Source organism: Inquilinus sp. (genome assembly GCF_039594555.1).
Taxonomy (GTDB): domain Bacteria; phylum Pseudomonadota; class Alphaproteobacteria; order DSM-16000; family Inquilinaceae; genus Inquilinus.
This window is the reverse complement of sequence record NZ_JBCNNF010000033.1, coordinates 1-21,569: the sequence shown is the minus strand read 5'-3', so window position 1 is coordinate 21,569 and position 21,569 is coordinate 1. Positions and strand designations below refer to the sequence as shown.

The following is a 21,569-nucleotide window of genomic DNA, read 5'->3' as shown; positions in this document are numbered from 1 at the left end:
CCAGTCGATATAACAACCGGAAAAAGGGGTTGCGCGCGCAGGATGGCCCTCGCAATGCAGCGCAGCGCAACCCACCGTCCCTTTACAGGTTTTCCAGTTGAGCGCGAGCCTCGAGTACGCGCGATGAATAGACCATCGCCGCGCCGGCATTCAGCGCAATAGCAACGCTCAGTGCCTCCGTGATTTCCTGCTTGGTGGCTCCGAGCTCGACGGCCTTTTTCGTATGAACCGAGATGCAGCCATCGCAACGCGTGGTGACCGCAACAGCGAGCGCGATCAGCTCATGGATCTTGGGCTCGAGCGCGCCGCTCTTCTCCGCCGCACCGCCCAGAGCCGCCATGCCACGGGGAACCTCCGGATTTTCCTTGCCGAATTCCGCCGCGCGCAGAGCAAGTGCATCACGGTATTTATTCCAGTCTTGCATCATGTTTTCACTCTCCAATGTAGACGGCGCCCTGTTTAGCACCGCCGATGATTAATTGAATGCTCAAGCGCGATGCGGCTGCGCGAAGGTTTCGTCGTGGCGCGTCGCCACGACGAAATCCCGGCATGCTCTCACAGTGAGCGCAATCCGTTATCCGCCGCCTCAATCGCGCCGGCTAAATAGCCGGGATATTGCGTTGACCACTCACTTGCAATGCCATGCAACAGGCCGAACCAGGCACCCGACTTCGCGGTGGCTTCCGGACTGCGAGAATGCTCCGCCCCGGCGTTCATATCCAGATCAGTCGCCGTAAATGGGTCATTGGCCCAGTCCTTCACGCTCTCGCCGATCGGGTTCGCCGCCTCCTCCCCAAAGAGTCGAACAAGCTGCGCTCGACAATGCGCTCGAAGCACTTCGGGCGAAACACGAGAACGCACCTGGGCAGGAATGCCAAAGAAGCCGAACAATGCGGCTTTCCCGCCTGGCATAGATGCGTCGTGAATTTCGGCGAGCGGCCCGCGCCCGCTGCGGGCTTCACCCGACAGGCCGTGCTCGCGCCAGAACGGCGTGTCGTAAATGGCAACGTATTTCGCGTGCGGCGCCATCCATGTCGCCGTGTTCTGCCATTGATGAGCGAGTTCGCGAGGTAATATGGGATCGAACCGAATGGTCGCTTCGGCAAGCCGTGGGGGCAACGCCAGCAAGACGCGCTCAACGGACCGCGTCTGGACCGCGCCCGAAAAATCTTCGGCCGTCACGCGCACTTTTCCATCGACGATTTGCAAGCTGCCGACGCGCCGCTCTGCTAGCACCTTCGTGGGATCCAACCGGTCGTAGAGCGCATCAATGAGTGCTCGCATGCCACCGAGCAAGCGCATCGATCCGGCCTCGACGTATCCCCGCATACGTGCCGGTCGCTCGCTGGCGAACTGTTCGACGAGCATGTCGCCACTGGAGTACTGCTCGAAAGCGGGTAAGCCCAAGTCCTCGATGAGGCGCGCAAACGCCGGCTGGATAGACGGCCAGAACCATGTCGGCCCCAAATCAAATCCAGCATGCGTGTTCTCTGCGCACGACGATCCGTGTGCGCCTATTTCTTGCACTGGCGTCGACAGAATACGGCTCCTGCGCGCCGATGGCCGCATCAGCAACGCCGACCTGGCGGAGGCGGTCGGCCTGTCGCCGTCGGCCTGCCTGCGCCGGCGCCAGCTGCTGGAGCATGCCGGCATCATCCGCGGCTACACCGCGCTGATCGACGAGCCGGACGTGGCCAACCCGACCATCGCCATCGTCCAGATCACGCTGGAGCGGCAGACCGAGGAATACCTTGCCCGCTTCGAGGCCGCGGTGCGGAAATGCCCGGAGGTCGACCAGTGCTATCTGATGACCGGCATGTCGGATTATCTGCTGCGCGTCGTCGCCCGCGACACCGCGGATTACGAGCGCATCCACAAGGAGCAGCTGTCGCGCATGCCCGGCGTGTCGCGCATCCAGTCCGCCTTCACCCTGCGCAGCGTGATCCGGGGCAATGCCGGAGCCTGATGAGACCACTATGACCCGTGACCGCCTGTTCCTGCTGCGCCCCGGCTTTACCGACCCGGCCTATCCCGGCCAGGTCTTCTATTGCTGGCACTGCGCCCTGATGGAGGGCGTGCTGGCGTCGTTCCCGGAACTCGCGGCGCGGCTGGATGTCGAGCGCATCGCCTGGCCGCGGCCGCGCCAAGCCGTGACGGTGCTGGTTGGGGAGGGGAACCAGTCCCTGCCGCTGCTGGTGCTGGGCGAGGACGGGCCGGACGAGCCGGAGGCCGAGAGCCATGGCGGCGTCCGCTTCATCGCCGGCAAGGACCGCATCCTCGCCGCCCTGTCGCGCCGCCACGGCTTCCCCGACCCGCATCCCTGAGCCGAACGGCTACGGCTCCTTCCACACGCCCCACAGGCGGGCGGTGCCGGGAGCCCAGTCGGCATAGCCGTGGATCTTCGGCCCGACCGCCGTCACCTGAACCGGGTTGAACAGGCCGATCACCGGCACCTGCTCGGCCATGCGGGCGTGCAGCCTGTCGAAGATCGCCTGTCGCCCGGCCTTGTCCTCCACCGTCTTGGCCTCGGCCAGCCAGGCGATCGCCTGCGGGTCCTCCCACTGGCTGGTCGGGTCCTCGTCCTTGCTGCCGATGATCGAGTCGAAGGCCAGCGCCGGGTCGGGCCGGCCGGAGAAGGTGAAGACCGAGGCCTGGAACTTGCCCTCGCGGTAGTTCTGCAGCTGCGTCGCCCAGTCCAGCGTGTCGATCTGCGCGTCGATCCCGGCGCTGGTCAGCAGCCCCTGGACCATCAGCGCCGCCTCATACTGGCCGGTCGGGCGGTTGTTGGTCTGGATCCGGATCGTGGCGCCGGCGTGGCCCGCTTCCTGCAGCAGCTTCGCGGCTTCCGCCGGGTCGAAGGCCGGCCAGGCCTTGTCGCCTTCGTCATGATAGGCGCTGGCGACGGCGATGGCCGACGGGTTCGGCGCGGCGAGGCCGAAGCTCGCCGCCTCCGCCACCTGCTTGCCGTCGATCGCCCGGGCCAGCGCCTGGCGCACCCGGACGTCGGACAGCAGCGGGTCGCGGGTCTGCAGCAGCATCACCGCCCAGGATAAGGTCGGGGTGACGGTGACCTGCGCCCCGGCTGCCTTCATCGCGTCGATCTCGGTGGCGCCGACATCCGGGACGATGTCGATCTGGCCGGAGAGCAACGCGGCATTCATCACCGAACGGTCGGGTATGACGACAAAACGCAGCCTCTCCGCCAGCGCCTGCTTGCCGCCGGCGGCGCCATCGCGGTCGCCGGCCAGGGGCTTGTAGCCGGGGAAGCGCGTCAGCTCGAGATAGCGGTTCTTCTGCCAGTCGCCGAAGACATAGGGGCCGGTGCCGACCGGCTTGACCCAGGCGCCATCCGGCCCGAGCGAGGAGGGGCTGAGCACCACCGCCCCACACTGGATCGTCGCCATGTTGACCAGGAACAGCGCGCTGCGCCGGTCGATCCTGAACACCACGGTGCGCGGGTCCGGCGTCTCCACCGCCAGCACCTTCGGCCCGCTGCGGCCGTCGAAGCGGTCGAGGCATTGCCACTGCGTCGCCGGATCGAGATAGCGCTTCCAGCTCCACGCCACCTCGGCCGAGGTCAGGGGCCGGCCGTCATGGAAGGTGATGCCGTCGCGCAGCCGGAAGGTGTAGGCGGTGCCGTCCGGCGAGACCTCGACGCTCTCGGCCAGCATCGGCGCCGGGGTCTGGTCCTCGCGCAGCGCGACCAGCCCCTCGGTGACATGCTGCAGCACGACGTCGGAGTTGAAGTCGCGCTGCACGCCCGGATTGCTGCTACGGATATCGGCGTTGAGCGCGATCGACAGCAGCGGAGTCGGCCGGGGATCCTCCGCGGCGGCGGCCATGGGGGCGGCGACGAGCAGCAGGGCGGCAAAGGCGAGGCGGCGCATGGCGGTCACGCCGTCCCGGCCCGGCGCTGCGCCAGCGTGTCGGCGAAGAAGGCCTTCACCGGCTCCAGCATCGCCGGATGCGTGCCCTCATGGCCGAGGCCGGGGACGATGTCGTGGCGCACGGCGATGCCGTGTCGCTCGAAGCTATCGCGCAGCGACCGCATCCGCTCCTGCCGGTTGCCGCCGGCCAGGTCGGCGCCCTCCATCCAGCCCGGATCGGTCGGCTTGGTCACGATCTCCCAGGTCTCGGTGTCGTCGCCGCCGATCACCATCTGCACCGCCGTCCGGCGCATCGCCGGGAGATCGATCGGCCGGCCGAAGCGCACCTCGAAATCGCGCAGCCCGACCCACCAATCATAGTCCCAATTGAGCAGCGTGACCGAGCCCGGCGCGCCGATCGAGACGCCCAGCACCCGCTCCGGATGGACATAGAGGAAGCGGTGCACGAAATGGCCGCCGCCGGAGAAACCGAACATCAGGAAGCGGCCAGCATCGACCCTATACTTCGCCGCCACCTCGTCGACCATGGCCAGCAGCAGCAGGTCGAAGCGCATGTCGTGGAACGCCAGGCGCTTGTAGTTCGAGAGTTCGCCGGGCGTGATCAGACCGGCCGGGAACAGGGGTGCCAGCAGGATGCAGTCATCGGCGTCGGCGAAATCCATGAAGCCGTCGCGATAGCCGGTGGCGGTGCGGCCGGTGCCGTGCATCAGCACCGCCAGGCTGTAGACCTTGTCGTCGTCCTCCTCATAGTCCCGCGGCACGTACAGGCAGTAGGAGACGCGCTGGTCGGCCTGCAGAGCGAAGAACGGCGTCTGGCCGAAATCGTAGTAGGACAGCTTCACGCCATGGCCCTGACGGTCGCGCATTCCCAGCCTCCCTTTCGCCGGCTCGATCCGCCGGCCCGGGGCATCTTAGGACGGTGACGGCCAGTCGCAAGGTCAATTGCATTTTGAGCTTTCAAAATTCTGATTGAGCCAGGCAACAACAGAGAAGGAAGCGGCGAGGCCTTTGCACGGACCGGGCCGGCATGCCTAGACTTGGCGGACCTCGGACAGCGGGGCGGGACCGGATGCAGCAGGCCGTCGGCGCCAAGGATGATCTACGGGTTGAGCGCGGCGAGGAGCCGCCGCCGTCCCGCCTGTTCCTGCCCTTCGTCGAGGCGCTGGCCCATCCGGTGTTCCGGCTGGTCTGGATCACCGGCCTGTTCGCCAATCTCGGCGACTGGGCCCAATCCGTCGCCGCGGCCTGGGAGCTGACGGTCACCGAGGCCAGCCCCTTCCTGATCGCGCTGATCCAGGTGGCGACCGCGGTGCCGCTGGTGCTGCTGTCGCTGCCCACCGGGGCGCTGGCCGACATCTATGACCGCCGCAGGATGATCCTGGCGGGGGAGGCATGCTGTGTCATCGGCGGCCTCGGCCTGACCCTGCTCGGCTTCCTCGGCCTGCTGGAGCCCATCGGGCTGATCGGCCTGACCTTCCTGATCGCCGTCGGCTATGCGCTGGAGGGGCCGGCCTGGCAGGCCGCGGTCGGCGACATGGTGCCGAAGCCGGCGGTGGCCAGCGCGGTGCTGCTCAACTCGATCAACTACAATGTGGCCCGGGCCCTCGGCCCGGCGATCGGCGGCCTGCTGCTGGCCTGGCTGGGCGCGCCCTGGGTGTTCCTGATCTCGACCGCCAGCTTCGGCGGGCTGCTGCTGGCGATCTGGTCCTGGAAGTGGCGGCCGGCACGCTCGGCCCTGCCGCCGGAGACGCTGCGCCAGGCCGTCACCGCCGGGCTGCGCTTCGCCCGGCATTCGCTGGTGACCCGGCGTGTGGCGACGCGGTCCTTCATCTTCGGCTTCTGCGCCAGCTCGGTCTGGGCGCTGCTGCCGCTGCTGGCGCTGGAGCAGCTGGGCGAGGACGCGATCGGCTACGGCGTGCTGCTCGGCGCGCTCGGCATCGGCGCGGTCTGCGGCGGCTTCGTCGTCCATCCGGCGCGGGAATGGCTGGGCACCAGCTGGCTGATCTCGACCTCGGCCTTCGCCTTCGCCGCGGTGCTGCTGGTGCTGGGCACCGTCCATCTCATCGTCGTGGTCGTGCCGGTGCTGTTCCTCGGCGGCGTCGCCTGGATCGCCGTGGTGTCGACCTACAACACCGCGGTGCAGCTGCTGGTGCCGGATTGGGTCAAGGCCCGGGCGATGGCGATCTACCAGATGGCGCTCTATGGCGGACTGGCGCTCGGCTCGGTGGTCTGGGGCGCGGCGGCGGAGAGTGCCGGCGTTTCGATGACGCTGGCGGCCAGCGGGCTGGCCCTGCTGGTCGGCGCGCTGTGGGCGCTGCGGCTGAAGATCCCGGACATCGCCCTGGTCGATCTGCGGCCGGCGCCGCTGCGCAAGGTCGACCTGCCGGCGCCGCCGATCGACCCGCGCCGCGATGCCGTGATGGTGGTGATCGAGTACCGCATCGGGCCGGAGCAGGAGCGGGATTTCATCCGCTCCACGGCTAGGCTGCGCGAGGTGCGGTTGCGCAACGGCGCCAGCCGCTGGTCGCTGTTTCGCGATGCCGCCGACCGGCTGAAATGGAGCGAGATCTATTTCGTCGACAGCTGGTACGAGCATCTGCGGCTGCTGGCCCGGCTGACCGCCGCCGACCGCGAGCTGATCGACCGCGTCGGGCGGCTGCACCAGGGACCGCCTCCGCCCGTCGTGCGCCATGCCATCAGCTGGCGCCGGCGTCGCCGCCGGGTGGCCGCACAGCCTCTCGCCACAAAGCCCTCGGCCAATGACACGGCCAAATCGGCGGCCGAGCCGGAGCGGTCTCCGCCGGAGCGTGTGCCCAGCGCATCGTGACGGACCTTGCCCGCTCCATCAGCAGCTTCCCCTTGATGCGCCCAATATCGGCCTCGCCTCGTCCCGTATTGAGCTTCGGGCTGGATGGATAGCAGCAGAATTCGCTGCGAATTTGAGCGATATCAGCTTGCGGCGCCAGGCACAGGAGCTTCATTCGATCGCGTATGGTCATCGACGGTTGATCGGGATAGTCTCAGCCCGTTGCCTTCTCCATCGGAAACGCAAGGAATGGCCGTCAACGACGCGATGCTGCCGGCATGAAACCCCCGACCGATCGATTCGCGGTGCTGGAGTTCGAAAGCGCTGCCCATCTGACGCTGACGCTGCTCAACCAGGTGCGCGACGGGCGGATGACGCCGATCGAGTTCGCGATCTGGCTGCGGCAGCTGATGCTGCACAAGCATGAGCCGCTGTCCGACAATGAGAAGAGCGCCATGATCTGCACCCTGGCAATCGCCCTGCTGGACGAAGAGGGCCTGGACCTCTCGCCGGCGGAACTGATGGAGGTTCTGGACAATTCCGAGCAGGCGGACGCGATCGGCCGGCTGGTCTGACGCAGGCCGTGGCCCGGCCGAGGCGGCTAGGACGCCGCCTGCGCCTCGGCCGGCCGCTGGTCCAGCGTGGCGGCGATCAGCCTGTATTTCACCCGGGCATTGGTCATGTCGCGGAAATAGTTGACCAGATCGCCCCAGGGATCGTTGACGCGGTTCAGCCCCGAGATGAAGGCGACGACCGTGCCGACTTCGGTCCGGCCCTGGATCACGAACCAGCCGCCGACGAACAGGATGCCGATTACCCCGAGCTGGTGCAGCAGGTTCATCAGGAAGTTCATGCCGAACTTGCGGCGGAAGATCTGCATGTTGAGGCTGTAGATCGTGTCGACTTGACGGCGATAGGGCTCGTCCTCCCGCGGCCCCCGGCGGTCCGCGGCCTCGTCGACGATCTCGACGCTGAGCCGGCGAAGCACCTGGATCCGCCGTTCGGTGCGCCGGTTGATCGCCTTCTGCAGGAACGGGATGAACAGGAACTGCGGGAAGAACAGCAGGACGGCGGCGCACGCCATCCAGGGCTGCAGCACCAGCATGTAGCCGAAAACCGCGATCAGCAGCCCGCCATTCAGCACCGCGTCGGAGACGCTGGCACCGATGAAGCCGCCTACGGCCTCGACCTCGGACACGATGATGGCGATATCGACGCCCTCGCGGCGCGGTGCCGGCTGCGCCGCCTCGCCATTCGATGCCGGGCTGAGCTGCAGCCGCAGCCGCCGGTTGGCGGCCTCGCTGACCGAGCCGCGATAGATGTTGAGGAGGAATTTGAGCCCGCCCTGCGCCACCACCGTCGCGACATAGCCAAGGGCCAGCAGGACGAGTTGGTTGAGGGCGTGCTTCGCCAGGGCGCCATTGACGATGCGCCGCTGCAGCTCCAGCGGCACCAGGTCGAGCAGGAACACCGCCACGGCCAGGATCGACAGGAAGATCTGGTCCCGCCCGCTGACCCGCCAGATGTACCGATAAAGCCCGCGCGGCATGGAGAGCTGCGAGGGCTATTTCTTCGACGCGTGCTCAGGCTTGCCTTTGCGCTTGGTCGAGGCCAGCTCGTCGAGCTGGCTCTCGCTCATCGACTTGTACATCGACTTCGACGCGCCCTTCAGCTCGCCGACCTTCTGCTCGCCGCGCTTGGCGGCCAGGGCCGCGCCTGCGGCCTTCTGCTGCGCCTTCGACTTCGCCGGCATGGCATGCCTCCGCGAGAATGGACGTCGGAATCGGGAACAGCGCCCCGCCTCGGCCGGTTCCGATGACGCCCCGCAGTGAAGCGGATTCGGAACGCCCGGGCGGCTACCCCCGTTGCCAGCATACGATCCGCCCCAGACAGGAGAGCGTGATGAGGGCCGTCCATGTGCTGTCCACAGCAGCGATCGCGGGCGCGCTACTTCTCGGCGCATGCAGCCGCGGAAGCGAGCCGGAGCAGATGCTGGCGTCCTTGGCGCCGACACCGCAGATCGACCCGGCCAACTATGTCCAGACCGCCGGGATGAGCGACCTGTTCGAGGTCGAGGCCGGCAAGGTCGCAGGGCGACGGGCCCGCAGCGGCGAAGTCCGCAGCTTCGCCCGCATGATGGTGAAGGACCATACCGCTTCGACCCGGAAGATCCGTGATGCGGTCGCCGCTTCGAATCTGGGCATCCGGCCGCCGACGGCGCTCGACCCGCAGCACCAGGAAAAGCTGGCGGAGCTGCGCTCCGCACCGCGCGCCGAGTTCGACCGCCTCTATATGGAGGGCCAGGTCGAGGGCCACCAGGAGGCGCTGAAGCTGCAGCAGAGCTATGGTGAATCCGGCGGCGATCCCAATCTGAAGGCGGTTGCGTCGCAGCTGGCGCCGATCGTCCAGCACCATCTCGATGAGGCCCAGACCATCCTGTCCGGCCTGCAGTGACAGAGGGAGGGCAGGGGAGATCGGCATCCTCCCCTGCCCATCCGGCGAGGCCGCGGAACTGCGGACCGTTCCTAGTGAATCAGCCGCTTCAGGATGGCTGCGACGCTGCCGTCATCGAGCGGCTTCTTGATCACTGGCGCTTCGAAGCCAGCGAGATCGGGATCGCTGTAGCCGGTCATGAACGAGAAGGGGATGCTGCGCCGTTGCAGCGTCTGGGCCACCGGGAACACGCGTTGATCCTGGTCGAGCCGGACGTCGAGGATCGCGGCGTCGATCTCGTCGCTCTCCTCCGCCAGGCGCAGGCCGGTCTTGAGCGACGGCGCCGGCCCCACCACCGCGAAGCCCAGCGAGCGGAGGATCGCCTGCATGTGCAGGGCGAGGAGTTGGTCGTCCTCGACCACCAGGATGCGCTTGACCTTGCGTTCCGGCTGCGGCGGGGCCTGCCGGATGTCGGCGAGCCGCGCCGAGCCCTGGTCGGACCGCCGGGTCCACGCCATCGGCCGCGGCCATTGCGCGAGCGCCTGCAGTCCCGGGCCATCAAGGATCTGCAGCCATTCGCTCTTGAGCCGGACCAGCCCTGCGCGCTGCAGTTTCATCACCATCCGATTGGTGTGGACCGGCGAGAGGCCCAGGGCGTCGGCAATGTCCTGCTGGGTTAGCGGCAGCCGCAGCCCGCGATCGCTGACGAGATCCCGGGCTTCGGCCCGTTCGAAGAGGGTGAGGAACAAGGCGGCCAGTCGTTCATCGGCGCCCAGGCCACCCAGGGACAGCAGGGCTTCATGCTCCCGCACATTCTCCAGCGCCAACATGACGCAGGCCTGCTGCAAGGCGGCGGCCGAGCTGGGATCGATCAGATCGGCAACCGGCGCGGCGGCCACACGCGCCTCCGTCAGGGCGACGGCGGGCGTGGGCTCGGTCCCGGAGAATTGCGCGGTCAGGCCGACCAGATCACCGGGCATGAGGAAACGGAGAATATGGCGGCGGCCGTCCGCCAGGGTGCGGAACTGTGCCAGCCAGCCGGACCGGACGAGATGCAGACGGTCGCGTCCGGTCCAATCGGTCCGCTCGCCCTTGCTCAGATGCATCTGGTCCGTGGCGGCGAGGCGGGCCCTGATCGCGGGGGACAGGAGTTCTAGCTGCGGGCGCGCCACCGCCCGCTCATCGCGCCGGCCATGCCGGATCATCTCCGCCGGCGGAAGTGTTCCGGAGGATGCAGGGGGAGAGGCCATCCGGAATGGCATGAATCCGACCCTCTGAGCTTTCTTTGTCGACAGGTTCTCAACGTCTGGGTGCTCGATAGGTTCCAGATCCCACGAATTCAACACTGCTGTCGAACAACCGCATTCGATGGCTCGACGCCTAAAATATCAAATGATAATTCCGAGATGAGGAGGTGGCCAGTTCTCCGTGCGTGAGACATCATGACTGTATTGAGGCCTGCGGTCCGCTGGGCTACGATCCAGAGATGGCCGGCTGACTGTAGCGGCCCCTCATCTCCATCGGCTTCGGCGTGGGGCGGACCGTTTCAGAGAGCGTCGGATGAACGACAGCGTCAAGGGACCATTGCCTGCAAGCTCGAAGCAGGCATCGTCGCCCCATGTGGAGCACGCGGCACGGGAGCGCTCGCACGCGTTGTCCGAGGCCGAGGAGCGTGCCCGCAGCGAGCAGGCGGCGCAGCGGCTGGCCGCGATCGTGGAATCCTCCCAGGATGCGATCGTGGCCAAGGATCTCAATGGCGTCATCACCAACTGGAATCAGGGGGCCGAGCGCCTGTTCGGCTATACCGCCGATGAGGCGGTCGGCCAGCCGATCACGATCGTGATCCCGGAGGACCGGCTGGACGAGGAACCGCAGATCCTGGCACGCATCCGCCAGGGCGAGCGGGTCGAACATTTCGAGACCATCCGCCGCCGCAAGGATGGCACCCTGGTGGAGATCTCGCTGATGATCTCGCCGATCCGGAACCGGCAGGGCGAGATCGTCGGCGCCTCGAAGATCGCGCGCGACATTACCGAGCTGAAGCGGGCGCGGGAGCGCCAGACGCTGCTGCTGCGGGAGATGAGCCACCGGGTCAAGAACCTGTTCGCTCTGGCCGGCGCCGTCATCACCCTGAGCACCCGGACCGCACGGTCGCCGGAGGAGTTGGCGGAGCAGGTGCGGAAGCGGCTCTCCACCCTGGCGCGCGCGCATGAGCTGACCTTGCCAGACCTGAAGCGCGAGCAGGTGGCGACGCCGACCACGCTCGAGGCCCTGCTGCGCACCATCGTCTCGCCCTTCGAGGACCAGGATGCCGGGCGCATCACCATCGCCGGGCCGGAGGTGACGGTCGGCGGCCATGCCGTGACCAGCCTGGCGCTGCTGCTGCACGAGCTGGCGACCAACGCGGCCAAATATGGCGCCCTGTCCGCGGCTGCGGGCAGGTTGGCCATCAGTTGGACGGTTCAGGACGCAACCCTGTCCCTGAGCTGGCTGGAGGAGGGAAGCACGCCGGCGCAGGCCTCTGCCGGCGACGGCTTCGGCACCTGGCTGATCGACGGCACCGTGCAGGGCCAGCTGCAGGGCCAGATCACGCGTCGATGGGACGGCAATCGCCTGACCATCCTGATGTCCATGCCGCTGGAGCGACTGGTCGGCTGACGAGGACGCCGGGACTTTTATCGGATCATCGGAACCTCACAGCCGCGCGGCACGTTCCAATCTCCGGCCGCAGCTGCGCTGGCCAAAGGTGACCGAGAAGCACGGCATGGCCGCGATCCTGATTGTTGAGGATGAACCCTTCGTGCGGATGATGGCGGAGGATGCGGCCCAGTCGCTCGGGCTGGCGCCGCTGTCCGCGGCCGATGGCGAGGCGGCGATCGCCCTGGCCAGGGCCACCGAGACGCTGGCCATCCTGTTCACCGACATCCATATGCCGCCAGGCCCCGATGGCTGGAGCGTCGCCCGGGCGGTGCGGGAGATCCATCCCGGCATCCGGGTTGTCTACACCAGCGGGCAGGTCGGACCGGAGGATTGGGCCCGGCTGGGCGTGCCGCATTCGCGGCTGCTGCCGAAGCCCTACACCTCGGGCGAGCTGGCTACTGCCATCGACGAAGCCGGCGGCGAGCCGACATAGACCGGGTTGCTCAGCGCCCGCCGCAGCGGCTGGGCGGCGATATCCTGGCGGGTCACGCCAGCGGGCAGGCTGCGCCCTTCCAGCGCCTCCAGGAACTCCGCCTCGAGCCGCGGCCGGCTGGCGACGGCGACGATCTCGGCGCGCAGGAAGCGGTTGGGCGAGGGCAGGGTCAGCCGGCCGATCCACTCCTCCGCCGGGATCTCCTGCTCCGCGACCGTGCCGCCGGCATCGATCCAGACCAGCCGGTCGCCGGCGGCGCCGCGCACCTCCACCTCGACGGTCCAGACGGTGCCGCCGAGGCGTGTGCCGCCCATCGGCACGCCGCCGGTGGTGACGGCGAGATGCGGCCCGTCCGGCCCCTCGGTGACATAGCCGCGGCCGGCGCGCAGTGCGCGCAGTACCGCCCTCTCCGACAGCTCCGGCAGCCACAGCGCCGTGGTCGGCCGGCCGAGGCCGAGCGGTCCGGGCGGCGCCAACGCCGCGGGCTGGTGCCAGTCGCTGCCGCCGACCAGCGCGATGCGGCGGCCTTGCCGCAGCCTGTCGTCGTAGCGGACCAGCGAGATCCAGTTGCCGGCGAACCAGTGCGATTGCCAGACCTCCATGCAGTCCACCTCCGGCAGCTCGTGCCTCCAGGGGATCGGCGGCTTGTCGTGGTTGATCGACAGCAGACCGCCGGCGCGGCGCACCGCTTCTGCCAGCCGATGCGCGTCGGCCGGCGCGGTCATGCGGAAATCGATCCAGCTGTCGGCGCCGAAGACATTGGCGTGGCCCTCGGCCGTGGTGATCTCCTCGCCGCGGATGAAAAGCAGGTCGGGCGTGCTGCGCGGGGCGAAATAGCGGCGCTGGGTGATGGTGTTGTGGTCGGTGACGGCCAGGAAACGCAGGCCCGCCCGCCGCGCCGCCTCGTGCAGCAACTCCGGCCCGCCGCGGGCATCACTGTGATGGGTGTGGCAATGCAGGTCGCCGCGATACCAGCCGGGCGCCCGGTGATGTACCTCGGCCGCCGGCTCGGGCGACCAGTCGGGGCGCAGCGTGTCGTCGAGCCGGACGGTCAGCGCCACCTCGGCGCCGCCCGGCGGCACGCGGTACAGGCCGAGCAGGACGATCCAGGTTCCCGACGGCATCGGCCCCGGCACATAGCCCGGTGTAGCATCGTCGGTGGCGACGAAGAAGCTGTCGCGGGCGCCTCCGCTCCAGCCCCGGAAGCCGTCCGGGCTGGGGAAGGCGGTGGCGCGCGGATCCATCAGGCCGAGATCGATGATGCAGTCGCCGGCCTTGGCATAGGCCATGGCGACGTCGATCCGGGTGGTGCCGGGCGGGACCTCGACCGGGACCGGGCGGTACGGCCCTTCGGTGGCCGTCGCCCGGACGGTCAGCGTCCGGGCCGGCGTCACGGCTCCTCCCGCGGGCCCGGAATGCGGCGCCCATCGGCGTCGAACAGCGCCAGATCCTCCGCCCGGTAGCCGAGCCGGACCGTGCGGTCGAGCTGCAGTGGGTCGTCGCCGAAGATCCGGGCGGTCACCCGCCGGTTGCCCGGCAGCAGCATCGTCACGAGACTTTCCGGGCCCATCCCCTCATTGGCGAAGAGTTCGCCGGACAGCCGCCAGCCTGACTCGTCCCCGACGATGCTCAGATGCTCCGGCCGGATGCCGAGCGTCAGCCTGGCCCCGCGGTCGATCGCCCGGGCCAGCGCGTCCCAGAGGGGCAGGGGCTGGGCCTGCAGCCCGTCGGCCGCCAGCACTGCCGCGCCGTCCTGTCGTGCGGCCTGCACCGGCACCAGGTTCATCGGCGGGTTACCGACGAAGCCGGCGACGAAGGTGGTGGCCGGTCGGCGATAGACCTCGAGCGGCGGGGCGTATTGCGCCACTCGGCCGGCCTCCATCACCGCCACCCTTGTGGCCAGCGCCATCGCCTCGGCCTGGTCGTGGGTGACATAGATCGCGGTCATGCCAATGTCGCGCTGCAGATGGTTCAGGAAGGCCCGCGCCTCCAGCCGCAGCTTGGCGTCGAGGTTGGAGAGCGGCTCGTCGAACAGATAGACCTGCGACGGGTGCACCAGGGCCCGGGCCAGCGAGGCGCGCTGCTGCTGGCCGCCGGAGATCTGCGACGGCAGCCGGTCCAGCAGATGGCCGATCTGCAGGATGTCCGCCACCTCCTGCGTCCGGCCGCGCCGCGCATCGACGGGCGCGCCGCGGACCTTCAACGGATAGCCGATGTTCTGGCCCAGCGACATGTGCGGGTACAGGGCATAGTCCTGGAACACCATCGAGAGATTGCGGTCCCTTGGCGGCTTGCGCGTGACGTCGGCGCCGCCGATCAGGATGCGGCCGCCGGTCGGCTGCTCAAGCCCCGCCACCATGCGCAGCGTCGTGGTCTTGCCGCAGCCCGAGGGCCCGAGCAGGCAGACGAAGTCGCCGTCGCCGATGTCGAGGTCGATGTCGCGCACCACCACCAGCTCGCCGAAGGCTTTCTGCACCTTCTCCAGAGTCACCGAAGCCATCGGATCCCGCTCACGATTTGATGCCGCCGAAGAAGCGGAAGCCGAACTTCCAGCTGACGAAGAGGTAGAGCGCCACCACCGGCGCCGAATAGACCACCGCATATGCGGAGAGCAGGGTCACCACCGGTGTCCCGGCCTCGGAGTAGTAGGAGTAGATCGCCAGCGCCGCCGGCATCCGGGATTCGCTGCGCAGCAGGACGAAGGGGATCAGGAAGCTGCCCCAGATCTGCACGAAGGCCCAGACGGCGACGACCACGACGCCGGGGCGGATCACCGGCAGGGCGACGTCGAAGAAGGCGCGCAGCGGCGAGGCACCGGCGACCAGGGCGGATTCCTCATAGGTCCGCGGCAGCCCGTCGATGAAGTCGCGGAGGATGAACATCGCGGTCGGCAGCAGGCCGCCGGCGAAGACCAGGATCACCGCGATGTGGGTGTCGACCAGGCCGATGGCGCTGACGATCAGGAAGATCGGCACCATGGCGGCGGAGCCGGAGACGACCGAGGAGAACAGCAGCAGCAGATAGGTGATGGCGCCCTTGCCCGGCACCGGCGCCCGCGACATGGCATAGGCCGCCAGCGTCGCCGCCGCGGTGACCAGAGCGACGCCGCCGACGCTCTGGATCAGGCTGTTCAGCAGCGCCCGCATGGCGAAGCCGTTCTCGAAGGCCTTGGCGAAGTTGCCGAGGGTGAACGGGTCGGGCACCGCCAGCCCCAGCTCCGCCCGCGCGTTGAACGGCGCCAGCAGGAACCACAAAAGCGGCAGGGCGAAGACCAGGCCGATCAGCGCCGCCAGGCCGGCGAACAGGATGCGGATGAGGAGGGGGCGCAGCGCCATCTCAATGCTCCGCCGCAGCCTTGCGGCGCCGCGCCAAGCCCAGATAGACCAGGGCGAAAGCCAGGTTGATCAGCATGATGACGACGCCGACCGCAGCGCCGCGGCCGAACTCGAAATGCTTGAAGGCCAGCTGGTAGGTGTAGATCGACAGGATCTCGGTGCGGAAGGACGGGCCGCCGCCGGTCAGCAGGAACGGCGTGAACACGTTGAAGGTCCACATCGTCACCAGGATCAGGTCGGTCACGACATGGCCACGGATCAGCGGCAGGGCGATGTCGCGCAGCTTCTGCCAGGACGAGGCGCCGACGACATTGGCGGTCTCGAAATAGCTCGGCGGGATCGATTGCAGCGCCGAGGAGAACAGCATCATCGAGAAGGCAGTGCCGCGCCAGGTGTTGAACACGACGATGGCCAGGAACGGCATCTCCAGCAGCCAGTCCGGCCGCGGCAGCCCAAGCGTGCCGAGGATGCCGTTCAGCGTGCCGGCGTCACGGTCGAGATAGGCGAACCAGGCAAAGCCGATCACCACCTCCGGCAGGATCCAGGCCGCCACCACCGCCGCCTGCACCGCGGCCTTCAGCGCCGGAGGGATGTTCTGCAGCAGCCAGGCCAGCAGCAGGCCCAGCAGCGCCTGCCCGATCAGGGCCGAGAGCAGCACGAACTGCACGGTCAGGATCAGCGAGGCGCCGAACTCACCTGGCGCGAAGAAGGCGCCGCCGTCGAACAGCGAGGTGTAGTTCTGCAGCCCGACGAAATCCGGACGCAGCGCGGTGCGGCCCAGCAGCGTGCGGTTGGTGAAGCTGACCGCGATGATCCAGAAGAACGGCACGACGACGAACAGCCCGACCAGCACCCCGGCGGGGATCATGAAGGCGGCGCCGGTGCGGGCTGAGAGCAGGGTGGGGCGGTTCATGGGCGGACATGCCGCGACAGTGAGGGAAGAGGGCGGGCGAGCCCCATCCTCAGCCCTTGCTGACGGTATTGGCCTCGCCGACGATCTTCTTCACGGCGGCGCCGTAGCGGGTCATCGCTTCCTCCGGCGTGGCGTTGCCGGAGACGACGGCCTCGGTCATGCGCTGCAGCTCGGCCGAGACCTTGTCGTAGTTCGGGTCGTTCGGCCGGGCCGTGGTGATCGGCATCAGCGCCTTGGCGGTGTCCTGCAGGAAGGCGGAGTTCGGCACCGGCACGTCGTCGCGAATGCGGATCCGCTCCTCGAAGCCTTGATAGGCGGTCAATGCCGGCTGGCTGTTCATGAAGGCCAGCAGCGCCCAGGCCTCCTTCGGGTGCTCGGTGTGCGGGTTGAGGACGAAGCCGGTGCCGCCGGAGATGGTGACGAAGTCACGCCCGTCCAGCCCGCGGCCGGCAGCCTCGGCCGGGATCTTGGCCCAGCCCAAGGTCTTGTTGCGGTCGGCCACGGCGAACTCGCTGCCCGGCGCGGTGACCGAGCGGTAGAACCAGTCGCCCTCGATCAGCATCGCGGTGCGGCCGTCGCGGAAATTGGCGAAGCTGCGGTTGCGGCCATCGGCCAGCAGCTGGGCCCGCTGGTCGCCCAGCTTCTCGTCGACATAGATCGTCTTGTACAGCTTTAGCGCCGCCAGGATCGCCGGGCTGCCGGTGATCCATTTGCCGTCCTTGTCCTGCAGCGCCTCGCCGGCGCCGAGCAGCAGGGGATAGTAGCCCTGCATGGTGGTGGCCTCGCCCATCGACACCCCGGCATTGATCTGCAGCGGGAAGCTGTCCGGGTCGGCCCTCTTCAAGGCGCGGGCGGCGGCCAGAAGCTCGTCCCAGCTGGCCGGCTGCCAGCCCTCGGCCTTCAGCCCGGCCTTCTGGAACAGGTCGCGGCGGTAGAAGATGACGCGGACATCGGTGCCCTCGGCCAGGCCGTAACGCTTGCCCTGGTAGGACATCAGCGCCTGGGCGCCGGGCGAGATGTGCGACCAGCCGTCCCAGCCATCGACCTCGGAGCCGGCGATCTCGTCGAGCGGCTTCAGCAGGCCGCCCTCGACGAAACTCGGGATCAGGAAGCCGTCGAAGCTGGAGACGTCGGACCCGGCCCCGGTCGAGAAGTCGAGCGCCAGCTGCTGCGTCAGCTGCTCGTCGGTGCCGCCGAAGCTCTTCAGCGTCACGGTGCTATCGGCGCCGGCGGGAGTCTTGGCAAATTCCGGGATGACCCAGGTCTTGATCCAGGTCGCCAGTTCGGTGTTCACGCCGCCCTCGACGCAGCGGCAGACGATCGACAGGTCGGCGGCGTGTGCCGGCGCGCCCCAGGACAAGGTCGCGAGCAGGCCGGCAGTGAGAATCCCCAGGCGATGTGCGGTCATGCGCTGTGTCCTCCCATGGCGGCGCATCCTTCAGGTGGGATGCGGCTCGGCCAAAAGTGAACACGCTTTCAGTTCTCCGTCAATCGGGATCGGTTTGGTTCCAGTTGTCTCGATGCCGGATCTGAGATCGGCTAAAATTCGAGCAAATACATCATGTTGCAGCGTGCCATGCTTGACAGCCCCAGACCTCCCGCCCAGTGTGGATGAAAGCGATTTCACCCGAGGTGAAGGTGGCACGAGAGGACAAGGGACAATCCATCGCCGAGATCGTGGCGGACCGGGCTAAGGTCTCGCGCGCCGCGGTGTCCCGGGCCTTCAACCCCAAGGCGCCGCTGCGGGCCGACAAGCGCGAGCTGGTGCTGCGCATCGCCGAGGAACTGAACTACGTCCCCAACATGGCCGGCCGGGCGCTGGCCACGCAGCGGTCGCATCTGGTCGGCGTGATCGTGCCGCATGTCTGCAGCCCTTGGGAAAGCCTGGAGATCGACGCGCTGACCACGGCGCTGCAGGATCGCGGCTTCGCCACGTTGCTGTTCAAGACCCGGATCGACCGCAGCTTGGACCCGAAGCTGCTGTCCTATATGCGGGCCTACAACCCGGACAGCGTGGTGGTGTTCACCGAGAACGTGCCGCCCGACCAGCTGCACCGCGCGTTCGACCAGGCGGTGCCGGTCTATGTCGACTATCCGAACGAGGCCTCCGACCCGGGGCCGCTGCCGGGATCGGGGATGCATCGCTTCGACTGCCTGCGCGTGCTGCAGCGCGACGGCATCGAGCAGGCGGTGGCGCTGCTGTCCGGCTTCGGCCGTCGGCGCTTCGCCTATCTGGCCGGCAACCCGAAGGCCCAGGCCAACACGGCGCGGCTGCGCACGCTGCAGCAGGTTCTGGCGGCGCGCGGCCTGCCGTCGGCCGCGGTGGTGGAGGGCGATTTCAGCTATCAGCGCGGCCATGACGCCACGATCGAGCTGTTCCGGGCCGGGCCGGGGGCCGATGCGGTGTTCGCCGCCAATGACGTCAGCGCCTTCGGGGCCCTGGACGCGCTGCGCCAGACGCTGGGCCGGCGGGTGCCGGAGGATGTGAGCGTCGTCGGCTTCGACGACATCGACCAGGCGGCCTGGCGCAGCTACGACCTGACCACGATCAAGATCGACGTGGAGGAGCGGGTGGCCGCGCTGGTGCGGCTGATCCTGCAGCGCCTGCAGCATCGCGGCGCGCCGCCGATGACCGAGACGATCCGCACCAAGCTGGTCGTCCGCAGCACCGTGGGCTGACCCATCACGCCACCATGGATGAGACGATGACCGGCCGGACGATCCACCTCATCTTCAAGACGCATCTCGACATCGGCTTCACCCAGCTGGCCGAGACGGTGCGGCGGGAATATCACGAGATGTTCATCCCGCGCGCCATTGACACTGGCGAGCATTTCTTCGCCGAGGATCCGGCGCAGCGCATGTTCGTCTGGACCACCGGTGCCTGGCTGATCTGGGACCATCTGGAGACTCAGCCGCGCGACAAGGCGCGGCGGCTGGAGCGAGCCATCGAGCGCGGGCTGATCCGCTGGCACGGCCTGCCGTTCACCACCCATACCGAGCTGATGTCGCCGGCGCTGTTTCGCGCCGGGATGTCCTATGCGCAGGAGCTGGATCGCCGCTTCGGCACCAGCACCATCGCCGCCAAGATGACCGATGTGCCCGGCCATCCGCTGGGCATCGTGCCGCTCCTGGCCGAGGCCGGCATCCGCTTCCTGCATATCGGCGTCAACTCGGCCTCGACCCTGCCGGAGGTGCCGCCGCTGTTCCGCTGGCGCGCGCCGTCGGGTGAGGAGGTGCTGGTGGCCTATCAGAGCAGCTACGGCGCCACCTTCTTCCCGGAGGGGATGGGGCAGGGGCTCAGCTTCGCCCACACCTCGGACAATGTCGGGCCGCAGGGCATCTCGGCGGCGGCGGAATGCCACCGCGAGGTGCGGGCGGCCAATCCGGGCGCCATGGTCCGGGCTTCATCGCTCGACGATTTCGCCGCGGTGATCTGGCCGGAGCGCGAGCGCTTCCCGGTGGTCGACCGCGAGGTCGGGGACAGCTGGATCCATGGCAGCGCCAGCGATCCGGAAAAGATTGCGCGGTTCCTGGCGCTGCAGCGCGTCTATGACCGGTTCGTGGAGGAGGGGCTGGATGCCGGTCGCCTGGCGTTCGGCCGGCGCTTGGCGATAGTCGCCGAGCACACCTGCGGGGTCGATGTGAAGACCTTCCTGCGCGACGAGACGGCGTGGGACCGTCCGGATTTCGAGGCGGCACGGCGGCAGGATCCGCGCTTCCGCTTCACCGAGAGCTCCTGGGCCGAGCAGCGCGGCTATCTCGATGCCGCTGTGGAGGCCTTGTCCGCAGCCGATCGGCCGGCAGCGGACAAGGCCCTGGCCGAATTGCGGCCGGCCGAGCCCATCACGGCGGTAACGCCGGCTGGCAGCGGCCCGATCGAGGCTCGGGCCGGCGGTTGGGGGCTGGACATCGACGGCACGACCGGAGCCGTAGCGACGCTGACGGCCCCGGACGGCCGGACGGTGGAAAGGATCGGCGGCAGCCTGATTGCCTATGCCTATGAGACCTACGACGCAGCCGATATCGCCGCGCATATGCAGGCCTACCTGACGCAGCGGATCGAATGGGCACTGCTCGACCATGGCAAGCCGGGACTCGAGCGGGCACGGACCGCGCGCTCAGCCACCTGGCGGCCAAGGCTGACCGGGCTGGCCCAGGACGGGGTCGGCCTGACGTTGCTGCTGGACATGCCGGAAGACGCCCATGCCGTCTTCGGTGCGCCACGCCGGGTGGAGCTGCGGATCGAGGCAGCGGCGGATGGCCTCGACCTCATCCTGGTGCTGCGCGACAAGCCCTCGAACCGGATGCCGGAGGCGAGCTTCCTCGGCTTCACGCCGGCCGGCATCGAAGGCTGGGACTTCCGCAAAATGGGGCTGTGGCAGCCGGCCGACCGGATCACGCCGAAGGGCGGCGGCCAGCTGCAGGCCGTATCCGGCATCCGCGGCCGACACGCGGACGGGCATGTCCTGTCGATCCAGTCGCTCGACGCGCCGCTGGCAGCACCGGCCGGCTCGCGCTTCATACCGTTCGCCTCAGGGCTGCCGGACTTCGCCGACGGGGTGCGGATCAACCTGCACAACAACAAGTGGGGCACGAACTTCCCGATGTGGTGCGAGGGCACGCTGCAGTTCCGGTTCCGCTTGCAGCTGACGGCCTGACCGAGCCCGGGATGGCGGCCTGATAGTCGGATAATATATATTATGGAAAATATGATGTGGCGTTCGAAGGGCCGATCGGCGCGCCCCTCCGGGCATGATCCCGCGGCCGAGAAGCGCTCGAACTTTCAGGCGACGTCCGGCGCGGCCGCGGCGCGGAAGTCCACCGCTCCCAGTCCGCCCGGTGCGACGAGATCCTGGATCGCCCCGGCCAGCTTCCGCTCGCGCGCCGCGATGAAGCGCTCATAGAAGGCCAGGTTGGCGCGACCGATGCCGTGCTCGGCGCTGAAGCTGCCGCCGAAGCGCCCGGCGGCTTTGGCATGAACCCCAACAACCGGTTGGTTTCATTGATGACCGCCCTGCGGGGATGATCGGGCTTTTGCTCACGCGGGAAAATCGCCATC

The 21,569-nt window shown here is 68.2% G+C and carries 21 protein-coding genes; 9 read left to right on the top strand and 12 right to left on the bottom strand.

From position 1 onward, the window contains the following. Window positions 1-82: 82 nt before the first annotated feature. Entirely contained in the window at window positions 83-427 is a 345-nt protein-coding gene (locus tag ABDW35_RS05820; RefSeq protein WP_343712910.1) for a carboxymuconolactone decarboxylase family protein, read from the bottom strand. A gap of 128 nt (window positions 428-555) precedes the next feature. Next, on the bottom strand, window positions 556-1,368 hold the full coding sequence (locus ABDW35_RS05815) for an FAD-dependent oxidoreductase (RefSeq protein WP_343712909.1): 813 nt from the start codon (window positions 1,366-1,368) through the stop codon (window positions 556-558). 115 nt (window positions 1,369-1,483) lie between these two features. On the opposite strand from ABDW35_RS05815, the gene ABDW35_RS05810 reads away from it, so the two are divergent. Both ABDW35_RS05810 and ABDW35_RS05805 read left to right on the top strand, forming a co-directional pair. Then, on the top strand, window positions 1,484-1,966 hold the full coding sequence (locus ABDW35_RS05810) for an Lrp/AsnC family transcriptional regulator (protein ID WP_343712908.1): 483 nt from the start codon (window positions 1,484-1,486) through the stop codon (window positions 1,964-1,966). A 10-nt stretch (window positions 1,967-1,976) separates the two neighbouring features. Then, entirely contained in the window at window positions 1,977-2,324 is a 348-nt protein-coding gene (locus tag ABDW35_RS05805) for a DUF3088 domain-containing protein (RefSeq protein ID WP_343712907.1), read from the top strand. 9 nt (window positions 2,325-2,333) lie between these two features. Here ABDW35_RS05805 and ABDW35_RS05800 read toward each other — a convergent pair whose 3' ends face one another. Continuing rightward, window positions 2,334-3,887, bottom strand: a complete 1,554-nt coding sequence (locus ABDW35_RS05800) for an ABC transporter substrate-binding protein (RefSeq protein ID WP_343712918.1) — start codon at window positions 3,885-3,887, stop codon at window positions 2,334-2,336. 5 nt (window positions 3,888-3,892) lie between these two features. Beyond that, complete coding sequence (locus ABDW35_RS05795) at window positions 3,893-4,753, bottom strand: alpha/beta hydrolase (RefSeq protein ID WP_343712906.1); 861 nt, start codon at window positions 4,751-4,753, stop codon at window positions 3,893-3,895. Window positions 4,754-4,956: 203 nt separating this feature from the next. On the opposite strand from ABDW35_RS05795, the gene ABDW35_RS05790 reads away from it, so the two are divergent. Continuing rightward, a complete protein-coding gene (locus ABDW35_RS05790; RefSeq protein ID WP_343712905.1) occupies window positions 4,957-6,714 on the top strand; it encodes an MFS transporter in 1,758 nt (585 codons plus the stop codon). A gap of 257 nt (window positions 6,715-6,971) precedes the next feature. Then, entirely contained in the window at window positions 6,972-7,268 is a 297-nt protein-coding gene (locus ABDW35_RS05785; RefSeq protein ID WP_343712904.1) for a hypothetical protein, read from the top strand. Window positions 7,269-7,294: 26 nt separating this feature from the next. Here ABDW35_RS05785 and ABDW35_RS05780 read toward each other — a convergent pair whose 3' ends face one another. Together ABDW35_RS05780 and ABDW35_RS05775 are read right to left on the bottom strand one after the other, a co-directional pair. After that, the gene (locus ABDW35_RS05780) at window positions 7,295-8,242 is read right to left on the bottom strand and encodes an ABC transporter ATP-binding protein (RefSeq protein ID WP_343712903.1); all 948 of its coding nucleotides are present in this window, start codon (window positions 8,240-8,242) and stop codon (window positions 7,295-7,297) included. 15 nt (window positions 8,243-8,257) lie between these two features. Further along, window positions 8,258-8,446 (bottom strand): DUF3008 family protein, encoded by a 189-nt coding sequence (locus ABDW35_RS05775; RefSeq protein WP_343712902.1) that lies wholly within the window; start codon window positions 8,444-8,446, stop codon window positions 8,258-8,260. A gap of 149 nt (window positions 8,447-8,595) precedes the next feature. On the opposite strand from ABDW35_RS05775, the gene ABDW35_RS05770 reads away from it, so the two are divergent. Then, the gene (locus ABDW35_RS05770; protein WP_343712901.1) at window positions 8,596-9,147 is read left to right on the top strand and encodes a DUF4142 domain-containing protein; all 552 of its coding nucleotides are present in this window, start codon (window positions 8,596-8,598) and stop codon (window positions 9,145-9,147) included. A gap of 71 nt (window positions 9,148-9,218) precedes the next feature. On the opposite strand, the gene ABDW35_RS05765 is transcribed toward ABDW35_RS05770, so the two are convergent. After that, window positions 9,219-10,298 carry a helix-turn-helix domain-containing protein gene (locus ABDW35_RS05765; RefSeq protein ID WP_343712900.1) on the bottom strand — a complete coding sequence of 360 codons (1,080 nt, stop codon included), beginning with the start codon at window positions 10,296-10,298 and terminating at the stop codon, window positions 9,219-9,221. Window positions 10,299-10,686: 388 nt separating this feature from the next. Between ABDW35_RS05765 and ABDW35_RS05760 the strand changes: the two genes are divergently transcribed. After that, complete coding sequence (locus ABDW35_RS05760; protein WP_343712899.1) at window positions 10,687-11,784, top strand: PAS domain S-box protein; 1,098 nt, start codon at window positions 10,687-10,689, stop codon at window positions 11,782-11,784. Between the two features lie 106 nt (window positions 11,785-11,890). Next, complete coding sequence (locus ABDW35_RS05755) at window positions 11,891-12,259, top strand: response regulator (protein ID WP_343712898.1); 369 nt, start codon at window positions 11,891-11,893, stop codon at window positions 12,257-12,259. Here ABDW35_RS05755 and ABDW35_RS05750 read toward each other — a convergent pair. The 5 genes from ABDW35_RS05750 to ABDW35_RS05730 are packed head-to-tail and all read right to left on the bottom strand — an operon-like array spanning window position 12,202 to window position 17,915. After that, the gene (locus tag ABDW35_RS05750; RefSeq protein WP_343712897.1) at window positions 12,202-13,653 is read right to left on the bottom strand and encodes a CehA/McbA family metallohydrolase; all 1,452 of its coding nucleotides are present in this window, start codon (window positions 13,651-13,653) and stop codon (window positions 12,202-12,204) included. The genes ABDW35_RS05755 and ABDW35_RS05750 overlap by 58 nt on opposite strands. Then, the gene (locus ABDW35_RS05745) at window positions 13,650-14,759 is read right to left on the bottom strand and encodes an ABC transporter ATP-binding protein (protein WP_343712896.1); all 1,110 of its coding nucleotides are present in this window, start codon (window positions 14,757-14,759) and stop codon (window positions 13,650-13,652) included. Before ABDW35_RS05745 ends, ABDW35_RS05750 begins: the two co-directional genes overlap by 4 nt. A 10-nt stretch (window positions 14,760-14,769) precedes the next feature. Beyond that, a complete protein-coding gene (locus ABDW35_RS05740; protein WP_343712895.1) occupies window positions 14,770-15,594 on the bottom strand; it encodes a carbohydrate ABC transporter permease in 825 nt (274 codons plus the stop codon). A gap of 1 nt (window position 15,595) precedes the next feature. Beyond that, window positions 15,596-16,507 (bottom strand): sugar ABC transporter permease, encoded by a 912-nt coding sequence (locus tag ABDW35_RS05735; protein WP_343712894.1) that lies wholly within the window; start codon window positions 16,505-16,507, stop codon window positions 15,596-15,598. A 49-nt stretch (window positions 16,508-16,556) separates the two neighbouring features. After that, entirely contained in the window at window positions 16,557-17,915 is a 1,359-nt protein-coding gene (locus tag ABDW35_RS05730; protein ID WP_343712893.1) for an extracellular solute-binding protein, read from the bottom strand. A 230-nt stretch (window positions 17,916-18,145) separates the two neighbouring features. On the opposite strand from ABDW35_RS05730, the gene ABDW35_RS05725 reads away from it, so the two are divergent. Continuing rightward, window positions 18,146-19,186 carry a LacI family DNA-binding transcriptional regulator gene (locus tag ABDW35_RS05725; protein WP_343712892.1) on the top strand — a complete coding sequence of 347 codons (1,041 nt, stop codon included), beginning with the start codon at window positions 18,146-18,148 and terminating at the stop codon, window positions 19,184-19,186. 26 nt (window positions 19,187-19,212) lie between these two features. Next, window positions 19,213-21,168: a DUF5054 domain-containing protein gene (locus ABDW35_RS05720; protein ID WP_343712891.1), complete on the top strand. Its 1,956-nt coding sequence runs from the start codon at window positions 19,213-19,215 to the stop codon at window positions 21,166-21,168. Window positions 21,169-21,569 lie beyond the last annotated feature (401 nt).